This is a genomic window from Alkaliphilus crotonatoxidans, from assembly GCF_054658015.1.
The window spans coordinates 42712-67314 of record NZ_BAAHXS010000006.1 but is presented as its reverse complement, the minus strand read 5'-3'; the positions used below and the strand labels follow the sequence as shown (position 1 = coordinate 67314).

At 43.1% G+C, this 24603-nt stretch carries 17 protein-coding genes and 1 riboswitch; of the genes, 7 read left to right on the top strand and 10 right to left on the bottom strand.

Features of this window, described 5'->3' with window-relative positions; all coding sequences use genetic code 11:
- Positions 1 to 48 precede the first annotated feature (48 nt).
- The gene (gltB, locus tag ACYQ1I_RS12360) at positions 49 to 4605 is read right to left on the bottom strand and encodes a glutamate synthase large subunit (RefSeq protein WP_459765756.1); all 4557 of its coding nucleotides are present in this window, start codon (positions 4603 to 4605) and stop codon (positions 49 to 51) included.
- Positions 4606 to 4956: 351 nt separating this feature from the next.
- Positions 4957 to 5051, top strand: a riboswitch (TPP riboswitch).
- Positions 5052 to 5119: 68 nt separating this feature from the next.
- Between gltB and thiT the strand changes: the two genes are divergently transcribed.
- The 7 genes from thiT to ligD all read left to right on the top strand — a co-directional run bounded on the left by thiT (position 5120) and on the right by ligD (position 12874).
- Positions 5120 to 5755 carry an energy-coupled thiamine transporter ThiT gene (gene thiT, locus ACYQ1I_RS12355; protein WP_459765754.1) on the top strand — a complete coding sequence of 212 codons (636 nt, stop codon included), beginning with the start codon at positions 5120 to 5122 and terminating at the stop codon, positions 5753 to 5755.
- Between the two features lie 261 nt (positions 5756 to 6016).
- Entirely contained in the window at positions 6017 to 6448 is a 432-nt protein-coding gene (locus ACYQ1I_RS12350) for a MarR family winged helix-turn-helix transcriptional regulator (protein WP_459765752.1), read from the top strand.
- A 37-nt stretch (positions 6449 to 6485) separates the two neighbouring features.
- The gene (locus ACYQ1I_RS12345; RefSeq protein WP_459765750.1) at positions 6486 to 8213 is read left to right on the top strand and encodes an ABC transporter ATP-binding protein; all 1728 of its coding nucleotides are present in this window, start codon (positions 6486 to 6488) and stop codon (positions 8211 to 8213) included.
- Entirely contained in the window at positions 8210 to 10081 is a 1872-nt protein-coding gene (locus ACYQ1I_RS12340; RefSeq protein ID WP_459765748.1) for an ABC transporter ATP-binding protein, read from the top strand. The genes ACYQ1I_RS12345 and ACYQ1I_RS12340 overlap by 4 nt, the downstream gene beginning before the upstream one ends.
- 169 nt (positions 10082 to 10250) lie before the next feature.
- Complete coding sequence (gene ku / locus ACYQ1I_RS12335; RefSeq protein WP_459765746.1) at positions 10251 to 11066, top strand: non-homologous end joining protein Ku; 816 nt, start codon at positions 10251 to 10253, stop codon at positions 11064 to 11066.
- Positions 11067 to 11069: 3 nt separating this feature from the next.
- A complete protein-coding gene (locus tag ACYQ1I_RS12330; protein ID WP_459765745.1) occupies positions 11070 to 11909 on the top strand; it encodes an ATP-dependent DNA ligase in 840 nt (279 codons plus the stop codon).
- Between the two features lie 41 nt (positions 11910 to 11950).
- Entirely contained in the window at positions 11951 to 12874 is a 924-nt protein-coding gene (gene ligD / locus ACYQ1I_RS12325) for a non-homologous end-joining DNA ligase (protein ID WP_459765743.1), read from the top strand.
- Between the two features lie 42 nt (positions 12875 to 12916).
- On the opposite strand, the gene ACYQ1I_RS12320 is transcribed toward ligD, so the two are convergent.
- The 9 genes from ACYQ1I_RS12320 to ACYQ1I_RS12280 form a co-directional block, all read right to left on the bottom strand.
- Positions 12917 to 13804 (bottom strand): YceG family protein, encoded by an 888-nt coding sequence (locus ACYQ1I_RS12320; RefSeq protein ID WP_459765741.1) that lies wholly within the window; start codon positions 13802 to 13804, stop codon positions 12917 to 12919.
- Positions 13805 to 13954: 150 nt separating this feature from the next.
- Positions 13955 to 15160 carry a sugar ABC transporter permease gene (locus ACYQ1I_RS12315; RefSeq protein WP_459765739.1) on the bottom strand — a complete coding sequence of 402 codons (1206 nt, stop codon included), beginning with the start codon at positions 15158 to 15160 and terminating at the stop codon, positions 13955 to 13957.
- 33 nt (positions 15161 to 15193) lie between these two features.
- Positions 15194 to 16714 (bottom strand): xylose ABC transporter ATP-binding protein, encoded by a 1521-nt coding sequence (locus tag ACYQ1I_RS12310; RefSeq protein ID WP_459765737.1) that lies wholly within the window; start codon positions 16712 to 16714, stop codon positions 15194 to 15196.
- Positions 16715 to 16787: 73 nt separating this feature from the next.
- On the bottom strand, positions 16788 to 17834 hold the full coding sequence (locus ACYQ1I_RS12305) for a sugar ABC transporter substrate-binding protein (RefSeq protein WP_459765735.1): 1047 nt from the start codon (positions 17832 to 17834) through the stop codon (positions 16788 to 16790).
- 261 nt (positions 17835 to 18095) lie between these two features.
- A complete protein-coding gene (locus ACYQ1I_RS12300) occupies positions 18096 to 19181 on the bottom strand; it encodes a sugar ABC transporter substrate-binding protein (RefSeq protein WP_459765733.1) in 1086 nt (361 codons plus the stop codon).
- A 7-nt stretch (positions 19182 to 19188) separates the two neighbouring features.
- Positions 19189 to 20790 (bottom strand): response regulator, encoded by a 1602-nt coding sequence (locus ACYQ1I_RS12295; protein ID WP_459765731.1) that lies wholly within the window; start codon positions 20788 to 20790, stop codon positions 19189 to 19191.
- On the bottom strand, positions 20783 to 22291 hold the full coding sequence (locus ACYQ1I_RS12290; RefSeq protein WP_459768162.1) for a sensor histidine kinase: 1509 nt from the start codon (positions 22289 to 22291) through the stop codon (positions 20783 to 20785). The genes ACYQ1I_RS12295 and ACYQ1I_RS12290 overlap by 8 nt, the downstream gene beginning before the upstream one ends.
- A 26-nt stretch (positions 22292 to 22317) precedes the next feature.
- A complete protein-coding gene (locus ACYQ1I_RS12285) occupies positions 22318 to 23322 on the bottom strand; it encodes a substrate-binding domain-containing protein (protein WP_459765729.1) in 1005 nt (334 codons plus the stop codon).
- Between the two features lie 203 nt (positions 23323 to 23525).
- Positions 23526 to 24587, bottom strand: a complete 1062-nt coding sequence (locus ACYQ1I_RS12280) for an oxidoreductase (protein WP_459765727.1) — start codon at positions 24585 to 24587, stop codon at positions 23526 to 23528.
- Positions 24588 to 24603 lie beyond the last annotated feature (16 nt).

The following is a 24603-nucleotide window of genomic DNA, read 5'->3' as shown; positions in this document are numbered from 1 at the left end:
CTCTCTGGGATTGTAATGCCCCACCTGTTTACAGATGGGGCTTATTGATTAAGATATGGATTTTTGAGAAGACATTGGTACGTTATTCAAATTCCCCTCACTACGGTCATCTAATGCCTTAAGAATTCTTTTGTACTCAACCGGAATCACCCTCCGGAGGCTTAATTTCAACTGATTCCATTGATCCAGCAGCTGAGCGGCCCTTTTACTGCCTGTGTACAAGTAATGCCGTTCAATCATTTTTTTGACCCTTTCCTCTTCCTGCTGCTGAAGATCCTCAATGGCAACCAGCTCTTGATTACACTTTGCTTCAAGGGTCTTTTTCTCATCTAATACATAGGCAATTCCCCCAGACATGCCGGCAGCAAAATTTCTGCCAATGGCACCTAAGATCACCACGTTGCCCCCCGTCATATATTCACAGCCATGATCGCCGATGGCCTCCACCACAGCATTGACACCACTGTTTCTCACACAGAACCGTTCCCCAGCGGCACCATTAATGTAAGCTTCACCTGAGGTGGCACCATAAAAGGAAACATTGCCTGCTATGATATTTTGAGAGGCTTCGAAGATTGAATCTGCCGGGGGACGCAGGATTATTTTCCCGCCAGACAGGCCCTTCCCAATAAAATCATTGGCATCACCCTCCAGCTCAAGGGTAATTCCCGCCGGAACAAAGGCTCCGAAGCTTTGTCCCGCTGATCCCTTAAAGCTCAGCCAAATGGTATCCTCCGGCAGGCCTTTTCCTCCATGATGGGCAGTAACAGCACTTCCCAGCAGGGTTCCCACAGCCCGGTTGGTGTTTTTAATCGGCAGGCTTAGCTTCACTTTTTTTTGTAATTGTACTGCCTCCATACATTCCTTTAATAAAATCTCTTGATCAAGGCTGTAACCAGAAAAACCCGATTGTTTTTTTATTGAATGAAGGGATTTCCCCCCTTTAAGGGGCGGAGAATAAAGCATGGCAGATAAATCTACATTTCTTGCCTTCCAGTTGGTAATGGTGCTTTTAACCTGCAGCTTATCCATTCTGCCAACCATCTCATCAACGGTTCTAAAGCCCATTCTGGCCATCCATTCCCTTAAATCCCTGGCAATGAACTGCATAAAATTAACCACGTGCTGGGGATCCCCTGCAAATTTCCTCCTTAAATCAGGGTTTTGAGTAGCAATTCCCACCGGACAGGTATCCTGATGACAGACCCGCATCATCAAGCATCCCAGGGCCACCATGATGCCCGTGGCAAAGCCAAATTCCTCTGCCCCCAAAAGGGCTGCTATAGCCACATCCTGACCCGTCATCAGCTTGCCGTCGGTCTCTAATACAATACGATCCCTTAAGCCATTTAAGAGCAGGGTTTGGTGAGTCTCGGCCAGTCCCAGCTCCCAGGGGAGACCTGCATGCTGTATGCTCGTTCGGGGGGAAGCCCCAGTCCCACCGTCGTAGCCGCTGATTAAAACCCCATTGCCGCCTGCCTTCACCACACCGGCGGCAACCGTACCCACCCCCACCTCTGAAACCAGCTTTACACTGATATTGGCCCGGGGATTAGCATTTCTTAAATCGTAAATCAGCTGGGCCAGGTCTTCAATCGAATAGATGTCATGATGAGGCGGTGGGGATATGAGGCCGATTCCAGGTGTGGCATACCGCACCCGGGCGATCCAGGGATACACCTTTTTCCCCGGCAGCTGTCCCCCTTCCCCCGGCTTGGCCCCCTGGGCAATTTTAATCTGAATTTCTCTGGCATGTAAAAGGTATTCACTGGTTACCCCAAACCGCCCCGAAGCCACCTGTTTGATGGCGCTGGAACTGGAATTCCCCTTTTCATCGGATTGAAAGCGCCGCGGGTCCTCGCCCCCTTCCCCCGTGTTGCTCTTGCCACCAATACGATTCATGGCAATGGCAATGGTTTCGTGGGCCTCCTGGCTTAAGGAGCCATAGGACATGGCCCCGGCCTTAAAACGTCGAACAATCCTTTCAACAGTCTCAACCTCCTCCAGGGGCAGGGCCTCCTCTTTACATTTCATTTCCAGCATTCCCCTTAAGGTAGTGACTCTTTGAGACTCTTCGTGGATGAGCCAGGCATACTCCCGGTACAGCTGATAGTCATTTTCCCTGCAGGCCCGCTGTAGGCGAAAGATGGTATCTGGATTATATAAATGATATTCACCATCCCTTCTCCATTTATAAAACCCGCCTGCCTCCAGTCCTTTTCCTCTTTCTGCCTCATTAAAGGCCTTTTCATGCTTCATGGCTGCCTCCCGTGCAATTTCCTCCATCCCAATTCCTTCAATTCTTGAGGCGGTTCCGGTAAAATATTTTGAAATAACCTCCTTATTCAATCCGACGGCTTCGAAAATTTGGGCACCAATATAGCTTTGCATGGTCGATATGCCCATTTTAGATAATATCTTAATAATGCCTGCATGAATGGCCTTCAGATAATTCCTCTGGGCTGTCTTTAAGCCCATTGCCGGCAATAATTTTTGATCGTGCAATCCCCGCAGGGTTTCAAAGGCCATATAGGGATTAACAGCATTACATCCGTACCCCAGAAGCAGTCCAAAGTGGTGAACCTCCCGAACCTCGCCGGATTCTACAATCAAACTTACCCTGGTTCTTTTTTTCCTACGAATCAGATGGTGATGCAGCCCCGAAAGGGCTAGCAGGGATGGAATAGGAGCCATTGATTGGCTAACTCCCCGATCTGATAAAATAATCAGATTCTGGCCCTCGTCAATGGCTCCTTCGGCCTGGCTAAACAACCTTTTCAGGGAACCCTCAAGGCCCGACGCCCCTTCGGCAACCGGGTAGAGCATGGAAAGGGTAATGGCACTGAAGCCCCTCTCCTTTATATTCCTCAGCTTTTCTAAATCTTCATTAGACAAGCAGGGGCTTTCCAGCTGAATTCTTCTACAGCCCTCCGGCCCAGCTTCCAATAGATTTCCCTCTGTTCCCAGGCTGGTGACGGTGGAGGTAATAATTTTTTCCCGAAGGGCATCAATGGGAGGGTTCGTTACCTGGGCAAAAAGCTGCTTAAAATAGTTAAACAGACTTTGGGGCCTTTCCGAAAGCACCGCCAGGGGTGTATCCATCCCCATTGAGCCGATGGGCTCTTCTCCATCCCTGGCCATGGGCAACAGGTTCATCCTCAAATCCTCTGTAGTATAGCCGAATACCTTCTGCCGCTCCAATAGCCCCAGAGGCTCTTGTCGCTTTATATCAACAGTTGCTAAGCTTTTCAATGGAATCAAATTATTCCTTATCCATTCCCCATAGGGAGCGGTGGCGGCAACCTGCTGCTTGATTTTTTCATCATGAACAATTTCTCCTGCTATGGTATCTACCAGAAGCATTTTCCCCGGTGAAAGACGTCCCTTTTCTACAATGGTGTGGCTGGGAAGCTCTAAAGCTCCCACCTCGGATGACAAAATCACCCGCCCCTCCTTCGTAACATAATATCGAGCCGGCCTTAGGCCATTTCTATCCAGTACCGCACCAACCCTGGCGCCATCGGTAAAGGCAATGGCAGCGGGGCCGTCCCAGGGCTCCATTAAACAACTGTGGTATTCATAAAAGGCCCTTTTATCAGAATCCATCTCTCCCGTCAGGGTGCCCCAGGGTTCAGGTATGGTCATCATGATCCCTTGGGCCAGGGAACGGCCAGATAAATATAACAGCTCCAGGCAATTATCCAGCATGGCCGAGTCGCTCCCTTCGGTGTTAATAACCGGTAGCACCTTTTGAAGACTCTCTCCAAAAACCGTTGACATCAGGCTTGATTCCCTTGCCTTCATCCAATTGATATTTCCCCTTAGGGTATTGATTTCCCCGTTATGGATTAAATAACGGTTAGGATGGGCCCGGCTCCAGGTAGGAAAGGTATTGGTGCTGAAGCGGGAATGGACCAAAACAATGGCACTGGTCAGGTCCTTTTCAGATAAGTCTGGATAAAAGCTCCTTAACTGAGTGGCCGTAAGCATTCCCTTATAAACGATGGTTTGGGAGGACAAGCTGCAAATATAAAAATATTGATGGGCCTCTGGAGCTATATACTCAATTCTTTTTTCTGCCAGCCTTCTGACGATATACAATTTCCTTTCAAAATCAATGTTGACCTTTAAGTCTTCCGATTTTCGAACAAAAAACTGCATTATCCAGGGCATTGACTCTCTTGCTGTCTTTCCCAGGTATTTCGCCTCTATCGGTACCTTTCGCCAGCCGATCAAGCCCAGCCCCTCCTCACAGACAACAGACTCTAATATCGATTTGCATTTTTCTGCCGTCTCCTGATGGGGTGGCATAAAAACCATTCCCACACCATACTGTCCTGCTTCCGGCAGAGAAAGCTCTTTTCCGCAAACCCGTTTAAAGAAAACATCTGGAATTTGCAGCAGAATTCCAGCACCATCCCCCGTATCTTCTTCGCTGCCCTGACCTCCTCGATGGTTCAGATTTTCAAGTATGGTGAGGGCATCCCTCACATTCCCATGGGATTTTATTCCCTTCACATGGGCGATAAAGCCAATGCCACATGCATCATGCTCCCTTTCAGGGTCATAAAGCCCCTGGGCGGGAGGTAAACCATAAGTCCCCATAACATTCGTCCCCCTTGTCAATTTTTAGTTCAGCAGAGCATTGCCCTGCAATGATTTAGTCATTTACGTCTGTCCACAAAATATTTTCTAGAATATTTCGACTATTAAATTAATGTATTCAGTATTATATCATTTTTATAGAATTATTCAATAGATAAAATTGCATTTTTCTTAATTTTCTATATTTTTTGAAAATGTTATCGTTTTCATTTTCTAGCTATTTTACGTAGGCCTATGGGATAAATAGGAGGACTAAGATGTTATTTAGGTTAAACCATAGGGCTGTAATGAAATAAATAGCTTTTTATAAATCATTTGTATTTTATTGAGAATATGTTATAATTAAAATAAAAATATCGCTAGGGGTGCCATTGGCTGAGAGGAGCTTGTCCAACCCTTCGAACCTGTAGGTTAATACCTGCGTAGGGAAGCATTTCAACGTCTATTTAACGTGAAAGGATTTCCTTTCACGTTTTTTGCATCCAAGCGATGGAAGAAAGGATGAATTTTTTACATGTTTGCAAAGCTATTAGAATTAAAACCGGTAACCTGGGCAATCCTGCTGGCCCTTATGGGCAGCGCAGGCCTTCTTATTTATCTTGGAAAAAACCGTAAAAATACTACCTTCAATACAAGAATTATTGTTTACGGCAGCCTTTGTATTGCCCTTTCCTTTGTATTATCCTATATTAGACTCTATCGCTTTCCCCAGGGAGGCAGTATTACTCCCGCCAGTATGCTGCCCATGTTTATTTTTGCAGTGATATTCGGGCCTATTCCCGGTATTATCGCCGGCTTTGCCTATGGCTTTCTACAATTGATTCAAGACCCCTATGTCATTCATTGGGCCCAATTATTTCTCGATTATCCCCTGGCCTTTGGTGCCATGGGCCTGGCAGGGCTTTACCGTAAAAACTTGAGCATTGCCTGCTTAATTGGAGGATTTGGAAGGTTTGTCATGAGCTTTTTATCTGGAGCCATTTTTTTCGCAGATTACGCCCCCGAGGGGATGAATGTCTTTCTATATTCCTTGATCTATAACGGTACCGTTATGGGGGCCGATACCTTACTTTGTCTTGTAATTACTCTAATTCCTCAATTTAATACTGTTTTCAGGCAATTAAAAGGGCAGGCTGAAGTAAAGGCATAATTTATGCCCAAGGCAGACCAGCATCTGGAATCAATCCTGGATGCTGGTTTTTTTATATAAATTTAAGATTTAAAGGGTTGTATGGAGGGACCTAGCAGGGGTATACTACAATTATGTTTCGTATTCAAAAATATTTTAATGCAAAATAAATTGAATCAACAGATTTTTTTCTGCCCGTTGGGTTTAAATCCCTGTGAACCGTTGTTCAGCTTGCATTAAAATAATATAGTTTACATCATAATATTGTCAGGAGGCCAAAGCGTGATTAACGATACGGGAAGAAAAATATTCTATTTATTGAGGGATATTGATTATTTGATTAAGGATAGCATGAAGCATACCTTCAATAAAGGCGGTTTAACGGCTCCTCAGGTGATGGTATTGGCCAACTTAAGTAAAAATGGGCCCATGAAGATCAGTGAATTAAGCCGGGCATTGGGCCTATCCAACAGCACCATTTCCGGCATTGTAGACAGATTGGAAAAAAACAATTATGTACTACGTACAAGAGGCCAGGATGATCGCCGTGTGGTACAGGTTTCTATTGTTAAAGAATCAGAGGAAAAATTTCAGGCTACCTTCCATGAAAAATTGGAAAAAAAATTTAGTGATAAATTTCTACAAACTGATGAAAAGAACCTCAAACAGATTGTAGAGGGCCTTGAATCCCTAAAGGCTTTATTACAGAAATAGTATAAGGCTAACTTTTATACTGACAGGAGAGGATATCATGAAAAAATTATTAAAATATTTAAGGCCTTATGGATCATGGATTGCAGCAGTTTTAGGCCTCATACTGCTGCAATCCATTTCCGAGCTGTTTCTACCAACTCTGTTGGCTGATATCGTAGATGTCGGCATTGTTACCGGCAATACAGGATATATTCTGCGGATTGGAACAATTATGCTATTGGTGGCTGCCGGTGGTGTTCTCTGTGCTATCCTGGCCAGTTACCTGTCTTCAAAAATTGCAACGGGCTTCGGCAGGGACCTTAGAAACATGATTTTCACTAAGGTAGAGGACTTCTCCCTACAGGAATTTGACAAAATCGGGACAGCTACCCTGATTACAAGAACAACCAATGATGTCACTCAGATTCAACAGGTTCTGATGGTTATGCTTCGTCTAATGGTCAGTGCCCCCTTGATGGCCGTCGGCGGAATGATCATGGCCGTCTCTAAAAACCAATCCCTTTCTGTTGTGATTGTGGTGGTCATTCCCCTGCTGGCGGCAGTCATAGGGTTGGTGGCAGCCAAGGGGGTACCGTTGTTTAAGTCGATGCAGGTGAAGCTGGACAAGTTAAATTTAGTGCTTCGGGAAAACTTGACCGGTATTCGTGTTATTAGAGCCTTTAATCAGGTGGATTACGAAAAAAGGCGCTTTAACGAAGCCAATACAGATCTAACGGACACCGCTATTCGAGTCAATAAAATTATGGCCGCCCTAATGCCCTCCATCATGATTATCATGAACTTTACCACCATTGCCATTATGTGGCTGGGCAGCAATCTTATCAATCAGGGCCAGCTCCTGGTAGGAGACCTGATGGCCTTTATTCAATATGTGATGCTGATGATGTACTCACTTATTATGGTTTCCATGATGTTTGTTCTCATCCCCAGGGCTTCGGCTTCTATTCAACGGATTAATGAGGTATTGGAAACGAAAAAAGAAATCATGGATCCAGAAAAGCCAGCTACACACAGCAATCAAAGGGGCTTTGTAGAATTTAGAGACGTTAGCTTCACCTATCCCGGCGCTGAACAGCCTGCCCTTCAAAATATTAGCTTTTGTGCAGGCCCTGGGGAAGTAACCGCCATTATTGGTGGAACAGGATCAGGTAAATCCACCCTCATCAATTTGATTCCCCGTTTTTATGATGTCAGCCAGGGAAGTATATTGGTGAACGGCATTGATATTCGAGATATGACCCAGAAGGAACTTCGTAATAAAATTGGATTTGTTCCCCAGAAAGCTGTCCTGTTCAGCGGCTCGATTGCAGAAAATATCCGCTTCGGCAAGGAAGACGCCAGCCATGGTGCTGTTGAAGCAGCTGCTCGGGTGGCCCAGGCATCGGACTTCATTCAAAATATGAAGGAAGGCTATGACTCTCCCATCTCCCAGGGAGGCACCAATGTTTCAGGGGGGCAAAAACAGCGTCTTTCCATTGCCAGGGCCTTGGTTCGAAGGCCGGAGGTTTATATCTTTGATGATAGTTTTTCTGCCCTTGACTTTAAAACCGATGCAAAACTAAGATCTGCCCTGAAAAAAGAAACCAGGGATGCCACAGTTTTAATTGTGGCCCAAAGGGTTAGTACGGTTATGGATGCTGACAGAATTATTGTGCTGGACGAGGGAAAAATTGCTGGTATGGGTACCCATAAGACATTGCTTGATACCTGTGGTATTTATCGTGAAATTGTTTCGTCCCAGCTGACCGAGGAGGAATTGGCATGAAAATAAGAAAAAAAGCTAAATTGAATGGCGCCTCAAGGGGCCCCATGGGAGCGATCGGCGCTCCTGTAGAAAAGGCAAAGGACTTCAAGGGAACACTAAAAAGGTTGTTGGCATATTTAAAGCCCCGAAGGCTTCAATTGCTTTTGGTATTGATCATGGCCATTCTAAGCACTGCCTTCAGTATTATTAGCCCTAAGGTATTGGGCTTGGCCACTACAAAGCTCTTTGAAGGTTCAATGGCAAGATTGCAAGATTCCTCCAGTGCCGTCGTAGACTTTCAATATATTGGCGGAATTCTAAAGATTTTAATGGGCCTATATCTTGTCAGTGCCTTGTTCAGCTATATTCAACAATTTATTATGGCGGGTATCGCCCAAAAAACAGTCTATGATATGCGTAATGATGTCAATCATAAGCTGGCAAAGCTTCCCCTGGGGTTTTTCGATTCAAGAACCCATGGCGAAATATTGAGCCGTGTTACCAATGATGTGGATAACATCAGCAGTACCCTTCAGCAAAGCCTGACCCAGCTAATTACCTCGGTCGTTACCCTGGTGGGCGTACTGGTGATGATGCTGACCATTAGCCCGCTCCTTACTCTTGTTACAATGGTTATTCTGCCCCTAAGTGCTGTGGTAACAGCCAAAATCGCCAAGCGATCCCAGGTGCATTTTGCCTCCCAACAGAAATCCCTGGGAGAGCTTAATGGTCATGTAGAGGAAATGTACACCGGTCATAGAATTATCAAGGTTTTTAACAGGGAATCTGATTCCATTGATCAATTTAAAAAAATTAATGACGAACTCTATGAGTCCGGCTGGAAAGCACAATTTATTTCGGGAATCATTTTTCCCCTGCTGACCTTTGTCAATAACATCGGCTATGTTATTATCTCTGTGGCGGGAGGTATTATGGTTACCAGGCGAACTATTACTATTGGTGATATTCAAGCCTTTATTCAGTATGCAAGGCAATTTACCCAGCCCATCGCCCAAACCGCTAATATTGCTAATATTCTTCAATCTACCGTAGCCTCTGCTGAGCGGGTTTTTGAATTACTTGACGAGGAGGAGGAGATTCCTGATGAAATAAATCATCAGATTATTGAGCTGCCTAGGGGAGCGGTTCAATTTGATTCAGTAAACTTTAGCTATAAAAAGGATGAAAAGCTGATTGAAGACATGAACATTAAGGTACAGCCCGGTGAAACCATTGCCATTGTTGGCCCTACCGGGGCCGGCAAAACTACCCTGGTAAACCTGCTGATGCGTTTTTATGAAATAGATCAAGGTAAAATTACTGTAGACGGGGTCGACATAAGGGACTTGAAGCGAGAGGATCTTCGACGTATATTCGGGATGGTATTACAGGACACCTGGCTTTTTAATGGTACAATCGAAGAAAATATTGCATACGGACGACGGGGAGCCAGCCATGAGGATATTGTCAATGCCGCCAGGGTCGCCCAGGCAGACTATTTTATCAGAACCCTGCCAGATGGCTACCAAACTGTTTTAAATGAAGAAGCATCCAATATCTCACAAGGTCAGAAGCAACTGATTACCATTGCCCGGGCCTTCTTGGCGGACCCGGCTATTCTGATCTTAGATGAGGCCACCAGCAGCGTTGATACTAGAACAGAAATTCATATTCAAAGGGCCATGGTAGAATTGATGAAGGGAAGAACCAGCTTTGTGATTGCCCACAGGCTTTCAACCATAAAGAATGCCGATTTAATTCTGGTAATGAATGAAGGCCGAATCATTGAAAAAGGAAGTCACTGGCAGCTGTTGAAGCAAAAAGGATTCTATGCAGACCTGTATAACAGTCAGTTTACCAGCAATGGCTATTCCAGCGAGGCCATCTGATGGGATGATTTAAAAAATAATGCTTTTACAATGCCCTAATCCTGAAGTGGATTAAGGGCTTTTTTATTTTTGAATCCATGATCAGGAACTGTTCCTATAAATTAAGTTATTCTTATAGGAATGAAAAATACATTGCTGCAAAAACTAAGAAAAAAAGCGAGGTGTTATTATGCATACAATGTGGAAGGGCACCATCAGCTTCGGATTAGTCAGCATCCCCGTAAAGCTGCATGCTGCCACTGAAGACAAGGATGTTAAGCTGCGGCAGCTCCATAAAAAGTGTAAGAGTCCAATACGTTATAAGAAAGTATGTGAGCATTGTCAAGAAGAGATTAAGCCAGAGGATATTGTAATGGCCTTTGAATATGCACCTGACAAATTTGTTGAGCTACCGCCGGAGGAATTGGAAAAATTGAAAAAGGAGCAGGAGGCTAAAGCGGTGGATATTATCAACTTTGTTAAGCTGGAGGAAATTGACCCCATCTACTTCGATCGTACCTACTACCTTAGCCCTGGTGATGGCGGCGTCAAGGCCTACAGTCTCCTACGAAGCTCCTTGACCAATACAGGTAAAATCGGATTAGCAAAAATTATGATTCGTTCTAAGGAAAGGTTGGCTGCCATTAGGCCCTATGAAAAGGTTTTAATCATGGAAACACTCCATTACCCTGATGAGGTTCGGGCCCTGGAGGAGGTTCCCAACATTCCTGACAATATTGAGCTTTCTCCCAAGGAAATGGATACAGCGGCTCTTTTAATTGATCAGCTCACTGAAACCTTTGATCCTGAAAAATATATAGACGAATATCGAACAGCCCTGATGGAATTAATTCAAGAAAAGCTGCAAAATGAAAAGGGTGTTGAGGCCATGAAAAACGATAATGTAATTGATTTAATGAAAGCCCTTGAGGAAAGCATAGAGAAAACCAAGCCTGCTAAAACACCCCGCAAGAAAAAAAATATACCGGGGCGAAAAAAGGCTTAGTTCATGTTTTTTCCTTTAATGCTCCTTAAAACTGCCCCCGGCCCCTTTTCCTCAAAGGACTATATTTTCGAAAGAAAATTTGATGGAATTCGAATAGAATATTCTAACATAGAAGGACCACAGGTTTTTACCAGGAATCAGTCCCTGGTAAATCATCAATTTCCTGAGCTGCTTTTCCCCTTTGAAGAAACCATGATTTTAGACGGTGAGGCTGTGTCATTGGATGACCAGGGAAATGAAGATTTTGAACGAATCATCAAACGATTTTTTATGAAAAACCAAACTAAAATACAAAAAAATGCCAGGGAAGCCCCCGTTACCTATCTTGTATTCGATGTTCTCTATTATCGCAATCAAGACCTTAGAAATGTACCGCTATTAGAAAGGAAAGCCATTTTACAGGAAATACTGCTGCCCTATTCTAATATTTCAATTATTCCCTTTATTGAGGATGAAGGTCTTGATTTTTTTGAAAAAATCAGAGAGGAGAGCCGGGAAGGGGTTATTGCAAAGAAGAAAGATTCCAGCTATGTCGGAAAACGTTCCTCTCAATGGATGAAAATCATTAACTGGGTAGAAACCGAAGCCCGGATCACAGGCTATCGAAAAAAGGACCGTGGACTGCTTTGTACCCACATGGATGGAAAACCCCTGGGGGTAATCTTAACTGGTTTCGACAGTGTTCAACGACAGGCCTTTTTTAAGATTGCTGAAGGAATCTATTTAAACGAAGATCGAGAGTTTGTCTATCTGCAACCTGTTTTAAAATGTAAGCTGCGGGGCAGAGGCTTTGTCAGCAGCGGTGGGCTGCGTTCAGCCAGCTTCGTTGATTTTATATTATAGCATCAATTGTTGGATTAAAATTTATGGAAGGAGCTATGTCAATGGCTAAGCTAAAGGAAAGATATACTGTCAGTATTGAAGGACAGCAGGTGGATGTTACCCACCCCACAAAATTAATATGGCCCCATATACAAAAGCTGGCATATCTTCAATATTTAATTGAGGTATCCCCTTATTTACTGCCCTATTTAAACAACAGGGCCTTAACAACCATCCGATATCCCCATGGGGTATCAGGGGAATTTTTTTATCAAAAAAGCTGCCCCTCCTATGCTCCGGATTTTGTTGACACTCATTATTCTGATGATATCAATTACATTGTCTGTTCAAGCCTTCCCACCCTGGTATGGTTGGGAAATCAAGGGGCTATTGATCTGCATGTTCCCTTTAATACCATTGATTCCTCCCGCCCTGCTGAAATAGTATTTGATCTGGACCCTCCTTCCAGGGAATATTTTCATCTGGCCATTGAAGCGGCCCTTATCTTAAAGGAGGTATTTGACCGTTTAAAGCTAGTTTCCTTTGTTAAAACCTCTGGAAATAAAGGGCTACAGCTTTATATTCCCCTGCCTGACAATCAGTTTACCTATGATGAAACCCGAAGCTTTACCAGCTTTGCGGCTCAATATGTAGTTGGCCTGGAGCCCCGCTGGTTTACGACTGAAAGAATGAAAAAGAAACGGGGGAATCGACTTTATGTAGATTATCTGCAGCATGCTCCCGGTAAGACGATCATCGCCCCCTATTCCCTCCGTGGTAACGACGAGGCCCTGGCGGCGACTCCCCTCTTCTGGGATGAAGTGACCCGGGAGCTTAGGCCTGAAGAATTCCCCATGGAGGTCATTATGGATCGTTTAAAGAAAAAGGGCTGTCCCTTTGAAAATTACACCGCCAGTAAAACACAACAAAATTTTACTGATGTTTTAAATCAACTGAAGGAAACCATTGCACCTCGTCTTAATTAAACCTTAACCAGGAATGATCTATCTCCTATAGATGCCGCAGTATTAGGTATAAAACCAAAGTAAAAAACGCTTCAGCCAATGCTCCTTATCCTTCTGGTCTTGATCTGGCAAGGTTAGTCCCAGCCTTAATTCTTCAAGATTGTGGATTTGAAAGGAATCAGCATGTATTCCCCGTTCCAGATTACTATAGCCACTGGGGGTAAATAAAATAATATCGAAGCAGCAAAGCTGCAAAAGGGCAATCATGAAAAAGTCTTCCTGGGTAAAGGCCGTATCGGCTCCGTCATAAATCACCAGCTTGGGAATATGGGCAGAAAAATCAAATTTTTGTATTAGATTTAATATTTGTCTATCCAGTCTGAACAGCCCATACAGGGCTTTATATTTCAATTCCTCTGTGATGATAAATTTAAAGATATTCTTCGATTGAAGCAGTTTATTTAGCTTCAACAGTAATAAATCCTGAACCGACTCCTTTAAGAAACCCAGGGTATAGGCCTTTAGCCCCTTCACCCGATCAATATGGAAACAGCCTTCATCATTTAATAAATTGGCATCTTGCTCCCATTTAACGGGAGCCATCATCGGTATCCCTTTAATGAAAACCGTTCTTTCCTGGTTTTCTGTTAATTTAATTAAGTCATGCCAGTAATTTTTTAAATTACGGTGGGTTCCGCTGATTTTTGCAAAGAGATGGGGAATATAGATTTTTTGATCTTCTATGAGAAAGCCTTCTCGAAATCTGGCCTCCTCCTGCCACAGAATAAAAATTTCTTCATAGGTGGTTTCCAGGGTAACAGGTATGGGCAAATACGCTGCATATTGCCATGGTTCATACAGCCCGCCTTCATCATCATGAAGAATTCTGTGGATTTCTCTTGAGGCTTGAAACGCAGTGGTTTTTCTTTTCCTCTTATCTTGATTCTCCATATTTCTCCTCCTATCAGCCATTCCTGTTTCCCGTGATTAAGAATTTATGGAAATTATAACATATTGCCTTCCTTCCATCAATATCGCCCGCCAGAGAAAAACCCTGGCCAAAGGTTTTTGACCAGGGTATCGTATAACCAACATCTTCCACTAGCTATTCTTCTTTCGGGTCGAAATGTCTACCCAAACAGCCAGAAGCAACACCAGGCCCCTTACAATCAAACGCTGGGTTGTACCTACATCTAAAAGCAGCATTCCATTATTTAAGGTAGACATAACCAATGCCCCGATAATGGCCCCCACAATGGTTCCTTCTCCCCCCAGGGTACTGGTTCCGCCAATAATGGCAGCTGCAATTACATCCAGCTCCATGCTTTGTCCTGCTGAAGCCGCCGCCGATCCCACTCTGGCTGTATAAACGATACCGCCAATGGCACCCAATATTCCTGATGATATAAAAATCCAAAGGGTTCTATTTCTTATGTCAATTCCAGAAAGCTTTGCCGCTTCCTTGTTTCCTCCGATGGCATAGACATGACGGCCAAAGGTTGTCTTGGTGGTAAGGAATGCATAGCCTCCGCCGATGGCCATTAAGAGAACAATAGAATAGGGAATTCCCAAATAAAAGGCCATAATACCAAATACTGCTGTAATCAATAGACCGATCAGGGTTATTTTTAATATAAACAGCGACTGGGGCAACACGTCGAAATCATATTTACGACGTTCTTTTCTCTTTTTAAATTCTGACCAAAGATAACCAGCCAATACAATGGCCCAAATTATAACGGTTGTATCATGGGGAATCAGGTCCCTCGGTGTACTATCAAAAAATAGGGTTGGTAAATAGCCCTGACCAATTTTATTGAAGGCAGCACCCGTAGCAATGGTTTCTCCCTTTGTTACCCCCAGAAGCATACCATTGAATATCATCATCCCCGCCAGGGTAACAATGAAGGCCGGTACCTGTCGGTAGGCGATCCAGTAGCCCTGCCATAATCCAATAAGGGCCCCAATGGCCAATGTAATTAAAATTGATGGTACAATTCCAATCCCAAACCGGGCAGGAAGGATCGCTGCGATGGCTCCGGTCAGCCCCACCACGGCACCTATTGACAGATCAATATGACCTGCTACAATCACCAGTACCACACCACATGCTAGAATGGCGATATGGGCCGTTTGTAAAAATAAAGTAGATAAATTTCTTGGTGTAAAGAAAACATCACTGAAAAGTGAAAATATGATCATAATACTGATTAATGCTATAAACATAGTGTATTGCTTAATATTATTGCGTAAGGATAGCTTTATGATTTCTACAGGACTTTGCTTTTCCATTGTTTTGCTGCTCATTTGATTAACCTCCTTTATTGGATCTTAAGACTGCTATGCCCCACCAGTTGCATAATGCATTATTTTTTCCTGGTCGCTGGCCTCCCAGTCTAAATCTGCTGTTAATTTTCCTTCGTGCATTACCAATATCCGGTCACTCATTCCCAAAATTTCCGGCAGCTCAGAGGATATCATAATGATGCTGACGCCCTGCTCCACCAGTTCATTCATAATGTTATAAATTTCATATTTTGCCCCAACATCAATTCCCCTGGTGGGCTCATCTAATATCAATACCTTGGGAGCAGCCATGAGCCATTTGGCAATAACAACCTTTTGCTGGTTTCCACCACTTAGGTTCCTGGTCTTTTGCTCGATAGAGGGAGTCTTTATTTTTAACGCATCTACATAATGATTAGATACCTTGATTTCTTCATTTTCATTGATTCCTGATACACCTGAAATTTTATCCAGGCTTGCCAGGGTAATGTTCTCTTTAATATCCATCATCAATACAAGGCCTGTTTTTTTCCGATCCTCTGATAAATAGCATAGGCCCCTTTCAATGGCCTCTCTTGGATTTTTAATGGCCACCGGCTTTCCATCAATGAAAATTTCACCTGATTTATTGATACCATAGGCACCGAAAATACTCATCATCAGTTCAGTACGCCCTGATCCCATTAATCCTGCAATTCCCAGTATTTCACCCTTCCGGGCCTGAAAGCCGACTCCATCAATGATCTTTCGATCGGGCAATTCTGGGTTATAGACAGTCCAGTCCTTAACCTCCAATACCACATCTCCCGGTGTATGAGGCTTACGAGGAAATAATTGTGTCAGTTCCCTTCCCACCATTCCTGTAATAATTCGATTTTGGTTAACGACTTCATCATTGGGGAAGGTCTCAATGGTTTTTCCATCCCTTAAAACAGTAATTGTATCGGCGATGGCCTTTACTTCCTTCAGCTTATGGGAAATATAGATGCAGCTAATTCCTTCTTCCTTCAGCTTACGAATTATATTCAACAGATTTTCACTATCATCCTCGTTCAGGGCTGCAGTGGGCTCGTCTAGTATTAGAATACTTACATTTTTCGATAGGGCCTTGGCGATTTCCACCAATTGCTGTTTTCCAATTCCCAGGTTTAATATTGGCGTATCTGGATTCTCTGACAAACCCACCTCCTTTAATAGCTGCTGGGTATGGGCCGATGCCTGATTCCAATTGATAACACCATATTTTTGATACTCATTACCCAGGAAAATATTTTCGCAAATACTCATTTGCTTTACCAGGGTTAATTCCTGGTAGATAATTCCCACCCCTGCAGCTTCACTGTCCTTAATATTTTGAAATCGCTGCTCCCTTCCATTAATCATAACTTTTCCTTCGTAGGTGCCGTAGGGGTATACCCCACTGAGTACCTTCATGAGGGTCGATTTTCCGGCGCCATTTTCACCCACCAAGGCGTGGATTTCTCCTTTTTTTACCTTTAGATTAACATGATCAAGGGCCTTTACCCCTGGGAATTCCTTTACGATATCCTGCATTTCTAAAATATATTCACCCATAGACGATCCACCTTTCTAAAATAGGAGGAATAACCTGGGCTATTCCTCCTCTAACTATATAGCAATACAATTATTATCTTAGATCGGCCTCGGTAATATATCCACTGTCAACCAATACTTCTTGAATATTATCAGCAGTTACAACCGTTGCCTCCAGTAATACAGAGGGCACATTAACTGAGCCGTTATCAACCTCTCCATTGGTAGATATGTTTTCACCCTTTGCAAGCTGAACTGCAATTTCAATGGCCTCTTGACCTAATTCCCTTGTATCCTTGAAAATTGTCATTGATTGCGTCCCCTCAACAATTCTCTTTGCAGCTGACTTTTCAGCATCTTGACCGGTAATGGGTACTTCACCTGCCAATCCTTGTGCTGCCAAGGCTTGAATGGCTCCGCCAGCAGTACCGTCATTTGGTGCCAGTATGGCATCTACTTCATTATTATTGGCCGCCAGGGCAGCTTCTACTATTCTTAAGGCATTCTCTGGTACCCAGTTGTCAACTGCCTGTTCTGCAATCACTTCAATTTTTCCACTGTCAATCAGCGGTTGAATATATTTCATGGCACCCTCTTTAAACAGCTTGGCATTGTTATCGGTAGGTGCTCCAGACATAATGATGTACTTACCTTCAGGCACCTGTTCGGTTATATATTGTCCCTGAAGCTCTCCAACCTTGACATTGTCAAAGGATAAATACACATCCAGCTTATCGGTATTAGTAATCAATCGGTCATAGGAGATAACCGGCACACCCTCCTGATGGGCCTTTTCTACCAGAGAAGCTGCTGCTGAGGCATCGTGGGGTGCTAAAATCAACACATCAATTCCCTGGGTTAACAGGGCTTCCACCTGGGTAATCTGTTCCTGCATATTGGCATCGGCAACCTTAACCAATAACTCAATCCCCATTTCCTCTGCCACGGCTTCCATTTTTTCCTTATCCCTTACCCATCTTTCTTCTCTTTGGGTAGGCAGTGATAATCCCACAACAATCTTTTCATCTGTTGCTCCTTCTCCGCCGGTTTCTTCATCCGCAGGCTGGCTGCTGCACCCTGCAAACAAGCCAACAACCAAAACAAAGGCCAGCAGTAGCGTAAAGATTTTGCGCTTTTTCATTTAATTCGTCCCCCTTATTATTTTCTATGGCTCATCCAAAGGATCAGCCCTCTTAAGGAATCAGGAAGGATAAAAACGTTTTCCCAACCCTTATTAATTATTATACAGGAAGACATTGAAGGAAAGGCCTGCTTGTTTCTGTAACATTTTATTTTATTCTTTCTTATTTTGTTTCTTTTCACACTTTAGCCTATTGAGTAGTAATATTTTGTGATAAAAAAATCCAGTAGTCAGCTTCTACTGGATCTAAAACATCAATTTTCATTGATTCGGCAGATTTCGATAAACCTCATCAATCATATGAAAACCATCTTTGATAACCGTTTCCTTCATATTATTTTGATCCACCACAACGGGCTCCAGAACATAATAGGGTATATCGTAGCTTCCATCATTGATGGTATATTTAATATTGGCAAGCTCTTCTCCTTTAGCCATTTGTACTGCAATACGGGCTGTGGCCTCTGCCAGCTTTTCGATAGGCTTATAGATTGTCAACAATTGAGTTCCCTCAACAATACGCTGGCAGGCCGCCAGGTCGGCATCCTGGCCCACTACAATGGTTTGACCAGCCAGCCTGTGTTGTGAGAGGGCTTCTATCACCCCATCGGCCAAACCATCATTACCTGCAATCACTGCCTCAATGGTATGGCCTTCCTTAAGCAGCTGGTCGGTGACGGTAAAGGCATGCTCCTTCATCCAATTCTGGGCCCATTCCTCAGCAACCAGTTTAATATGGCCGGCTTCAATGCTTTCCTGCAATACCCTGTCATATCCTTCTTTAATCAGTCTGGTATTATGATCGCTGGTGGCACCATTTACAATTAGCAGGTGGCCCTGGGGCATATGGGCTAAAACCGATTCGGCCATCAGCTCCCCCACCCGGGTATTATCAAAGGAAACGTATAAATCTACATTGGCATTTAACACCAACCTGTCATAGGAAATTACCTTGACGCCATTCCGTTTAGCTAATTCAACAGCTTCATTGGCTTTATGATGATCATTTGGCACCAAAATTAAAACATCAATATCCTGGCTGATCAAATACCTTACCTGCTTTAACTGATCCTGATCATCGTTGTTGGCATTCTGTACAATAATTTCCCCTCCCAATTCCCTGATCTTTGCCATCAGAATGTCCCGATCCTTAAGCCATCTTTCCTCCTTAAGGGTACCTAAAGAAAATCCAACCTTAATTTTTTTCTGTTCCTCCTCCAGTCCGTTGGGCTTTGTACTGCCCTTCCGTTCTATGTCAATTACCTTGATGATTTGAAGGGTAAGGGCTACCAAAACAATTAAGAGAAGTACCGTTACAATTGTTTTAAGACCTTCCAGTTTCTTCAATCCTTCATCACCTCTCCTGGGAAATGGCATAATTTCTAAACTCTGTAGGAGTCATTCCTGTGGATTTTTTAAATATTTTACTAAAGTAATTGGGATCGGTGTAGCCAACCTCGTAACAAATTTCTTTGATATTAATGGTCTTATCCTTAAGGATCTCCTTAGCCTTTTCAACCCTAAGCTCTGTCAAATAGTCAACAAAATTCTTTCCTGTAGATTCCTTAAAAAATTTACTAAAATGATGGTAGCTCATATTGATCTGCTTAGCCACATCATCCAGACCAATATTATCCCGGTAATTTTCCTCTATGTATCGAAGGGCACTTAATATCAGGCCGCTTAATTTACAGTTTTTAGTTTCTTCAAGCCTTGCTAAAAGGCTCCTCAAATAATTTATATAGGTGATGTTCAAATCTTTAATATCATTAATTTCCAATATCTCTAATAAATAATCCCGCTCCCCTGGCTCCCTTTCACCTACCTCATAGGGGACCACCCTTTGGGTTAGAATAAAAAGCTCCAGCAATTTAGATTTCATTTTTTGGCAATTATCTCCATAAACCCTTGAAAGCCATTGAAATATCTTTGAAAAGGCTTCTAATGCGCCCTTTGTATCTATGACCAGTATCCGGTCTAAAAAAATCTTTTCCAGCTCATGGGGATAATCCTCAAGGGAAGCCGGAAGCAGGTGAACATCCTCATAATGGGTCACAGTATCTTTATGATATATCGATGCCGCCATATGGGCCTCCTGATAGGATTTGGAAAAATGTTCAATGGGATAGGCCCTTCCCAAACCAAATTGATAAGGAAGCTGAAGACTTTTATTAAGCTTTGAAATAATCCCCTTGGCCAGGCCTATGGCATTATTCTTAATCTCATAGGCATCCATTGTGGAGTCAATGGGGATATAGGCCACAATTCGATCCAGATGGGGCAGCCCAACCAGACAATCGCTGGCATTCTTTAACCTCATGGTGAACAATTCATAGAATTGCTGCTTCAATAGGCTATTTTTTAAGCCCTCAGCCTTTACCGCCGCTTCAGGGGCTTCAACTACTGCCATCATCACATAGCCGTAACTTAAATCCATTCCAAATATCTCTTCATAAAAGGATAAATTCTTCTGACAGCTGTCGTTAAAGAGCTGGGATAGTATAAACTGTCCTTCCATGTGGGGCAAAATGTTGTTGATCTTTTCCATTAATAGCATTTCTCTTTTTACAGCCTCACGCCTTGCCTCAATTATTTGACAGATCTCGTCGATCACCTTAATCAGCTTATTTTTATTCAGGGGCTTCAACAGATAATCCTGAACCCCCAGCTTTACGGCCTCCTTGGCATACTGGAAATACTCGTATGCACTGATGATTACAAAAATAGCATCACAGTGGGATGCCTTGATATGTCGAATGGCTTCAATCCCATTTATACCCGGAATATGAATATCCATCAATATGATATCGGGCTTCAAGCTAAGGGCCTTTTCAATGGCTTCACGGCCAGACCTGGCCGTTCCAACAACCTCCACATTGGGGACATGCTTTTCAATAATGAATTTAACAGACTCAATGACAATATATTCGTCATCTGCAATTAATAGCTTAATCATCTATGACCTCCTTTCCCACGGGCAGCTTCAAGGTTACCTTTGTTCCCTGCCCCGGGCTGCTTTCCATCTCAAATACCTCTTGAATATCGTCTATGTTATAGAATAGCCTGAGTCGATCAATAACATTATTGATTCCAATACCGCTGGCATGCTTCCTTATCTTTTCTTCGCTGCCATCGGCCTTCATAATGGCTTCTATTTTTTCTAATTCCATGCCAATTCCGTTATCCTTAACTTCCACTAAAATAATCTGATTTTCTTCCTTCACCTTCAGTTGTATTTCACCGTTTCTTTCCAGGTTTTCAAGGCCATGAATAAAGGCGTTTTCAACAATTGGCTGAATAATGGTACAGGGAACCTTGACCATGAGCAGTCCCTTGTCAATCTCTGTCTTAAACTCTATCTTATCACCAAATCTCGTTTTTAAAATATACATGTAATTTTTAACGTAATTAATTTCATCCTTTAAAGTAACGGGCCTGTCCAGACTCCTTAAATTATAGCGGAACAGCTGGGCAATATTCTCTATAAATTCTGAGGCCCGGTCGGCCCCCTCCATCATAGCCAGTTGCCCTGCAGCATTAAAGGTATTAAATAGAAAGTGAGGATTGATCTGGGACTGAAGGGCCTTAAGCTCGGCATCCTTTAAAAGGCTTTTCATCTTGAAATTCTCCATTTCCTGTTCCTTTAACCGATTTTCAACCTCTGCCTGGGTCTTAATGTCATCGATATGGCTTTTAATATTAACGACCATTTTATCAAAGGCCTTGGCCAAAATTTTAATTTCATCATCTGTATGAATTTGAACCGGATCAATATTAAAGTTTCCCTGGGAAATCTTCTCTGCCGAATGGGCCAGCTCGATAATGGGCTTCGTCAGCCGATAGGTGAAGATAATGGCCAGAATAATATTTAGGGTTACCGCCCCCACAATAATTGCGGCATTGACATAGCTTACAAAGGTCATATTTTTTGTAATGATTCCATATTGATCTGAGCCCTCCTGAAGCTTGTTATTTAACAGCTGCGTAATATATTGCTTCACATATTCACTAATTTCATAGGAACGGGTAAAATGAGCATTATACTCATTACTAATTCTGCCTCGCTTTGCCTTCACTGCACTGTCGGCCTCCAAAAGTAAATCATCTATTAAATATCCTATGTTTTTCATCATCAGACTGTCCATATGGTAGGTGGCCTCCCTGGGAATGTCCTTTGATTTTTTATCCAGGGTGTCGTAGATTGTATAGTAATTCAAAAGGGCATTGGAGGATTTGGTAGTTAAGTATTTCTCTACCTCTGTCATTAGCAGATCAACATCGTTATTTAAATCATTTAAATAGACATAATCGGTGATGATGGTCTTGAGCTTTGTCAGCACCAACTTGGCATTATAGTAGGAAAATACACTGGTTAAGCCAATAATCAAGGTGATAATTAAATAGTATATAATTAACTTTTTTCTGATTCCCGAAAAATGAAACAGGTTTTTTTTCATATTAACCACCAACTGCTTCCTTTAGACTATTGCTGCTGCCCTTCTTCATAATCATAGGTATAGTCATGAATGTTCTCCCTTGTAATGACCTTAACGCCAGTATCAATAAAGGTAGAGACATTATTATTGTCCTTAATATCAATTAACGCCTTGACCGCCTCATAGCCCATCTGATAGGGGTCACTGATCACTGTCCCATAGATAATATCCATCATAATGTATCTTAGAATATTTTCCAAATCGCCATAACCCACCAGACAAATACTGCCCACCTTATTCCTGTCTACAATAATCTGGGCGGCCCCCAGGGTATCAACGGAGCTGGTGGTTAAAATGGCATTGATTTCAGACTGATGATTGATGATATTTTGAGTAATTTCCTCAGCACTTAAAATTCCCAATTGTGAGGTATATACCTCTGCCACCTGCATATCGGGATATTCCTTGATTGCACTTAAAAAGCCATTCATTTTAAGGTTCTGACTGGCTGAATCCAGGTCCAGATCACTGTTAACAACGATGGCAACCCTTGCCCTTCCATTGGTTGCCTCAACCATCAATTCACCGGCCTCTTTTCCCAGAAGAAAGCTGTTAGTACCCACAAAGGCATTTCGATTACTATTTTTGTTATCGTTTTCAATCGTCACAATGGGAATTCCTTCGGTGTAGCCCCTGTTAATTAATTCAGTGGAACCCTGGACATTGGAAACATGGGTAATAATTCCATCTACCCGGGCACTGATGGCCATATCAAGATATTTTAGCTCCTCGGCGGGATTATTGAATCGAGGTGAATTAAATTCCACCACCACATTATAGTCCTTGGCAGCATCTTCAACACCCCTTCGAATTTCCTTCCAATAGGGGTCCACCGAGTTCTGGCCCACAAAATAAAAATGATAGTTGGGGCTTTCAGAATAAAAGGGGACATTTCGTTGCTGAAGCCAGTATAAAAACAGGCTGTTGGCAATAATTAGTACGACTAATATGACAATGATATTTTTTTGAATAAACCGTATCACTTTTTTCATATAATGCCTCCTGCCGGGAGAATTGTATCGGTTGTTTAAGTTTTACTATTCGATAAGGGTGACAAAGTTCCTTCTTATGGAAATAATTCCCTTGAAAAGTTTCTATCGATTCTTACACTATCTTCATTATTTAGATGCGACCACCAAAGTGATAAATGCCTTAGCCAATTGACCCATCGGCAATGGCTAAGGCATTTTAAGTTCTAGCGATATTGAATTCTGCACTTCTTATGATTACTCTCAAGGGCCAGTTCAATTACTCTGATGACATTCCTTGATTCCTGGGGTTTAACTAAAAGGGCTTCTTCCTTCATGATGGCCCGGCAGACATTTTGATAATAGGCACTGTAATCCCCTGGTATACTTTCCACCCTTCCTCTGAAGTGAACACCGTTAACATTGGTATTCAGTATTCCCCATTGATCCTCGGGTTCCCGACCCCAATCCTCCAGGTCCTTTGGCGTTAGTCCCTTTTTCAGAGCCGCCTCCTGAACATCCATACCATATTTCACAAAGGAGCCCTGTTCACCCAACAATATGAAATGGGGCAGGGGCTCCCTTACAAGACTGCCGGATTTTAAGGTCACCTTCAGCTGGGGGTAATAAAGAATAATTTCAAAATGATCGTCGACCTTTGCTACGGGTCGTTGAACCCTGATATCAGCATAAATTTCCTGGGGTGTACCGAAGAGAACCAGGGCCTGATCAATTAAATGACTGCCTAAATCATATAGAATTCCTGCCCCCGGTTGATTTTCTTCCCGCCAGGCATTCTCCTTAAGCCTGTTTCTAAAGCGATCATAATGGGCCTCATACTCCACCAGCCTTCCCAGCAGCTGCCCCTCTATAATGGATTTTACCGTTAAAAAATCACTGTCCCACCTTCTATTCTGATGAACCGATAAAATTCTTTGTTGTTTGCCAGCCAATTCTATCAGCTCATCGGCCTCCTGGGAGGTAATGGTGAAGGGCTTTTCCACCACCACGTGCTTGCCCGCTTTAAGGGCTTTCGCTGCCAGCTCCTTATGGGAGGTATTGGGGGTTGCCACCACCACCAGCTCAATTTCTTCATCATTTAATACTGCCTCTGTCTCCCGTACCACCTGACACTGGGGGTATTGGAGACGGATATATTCAGCAGTTTTTTCATTACCAGTAACTATTTTAGAAAGCTGAAGCTGGAGCAAGCTGTTGATCACCGGAGCATGAAACACCCTACCGGCCATTCCAAATCCTATGATACCTACCTTGATTACTCTTTCCATTACTAAGCTCCTTCCC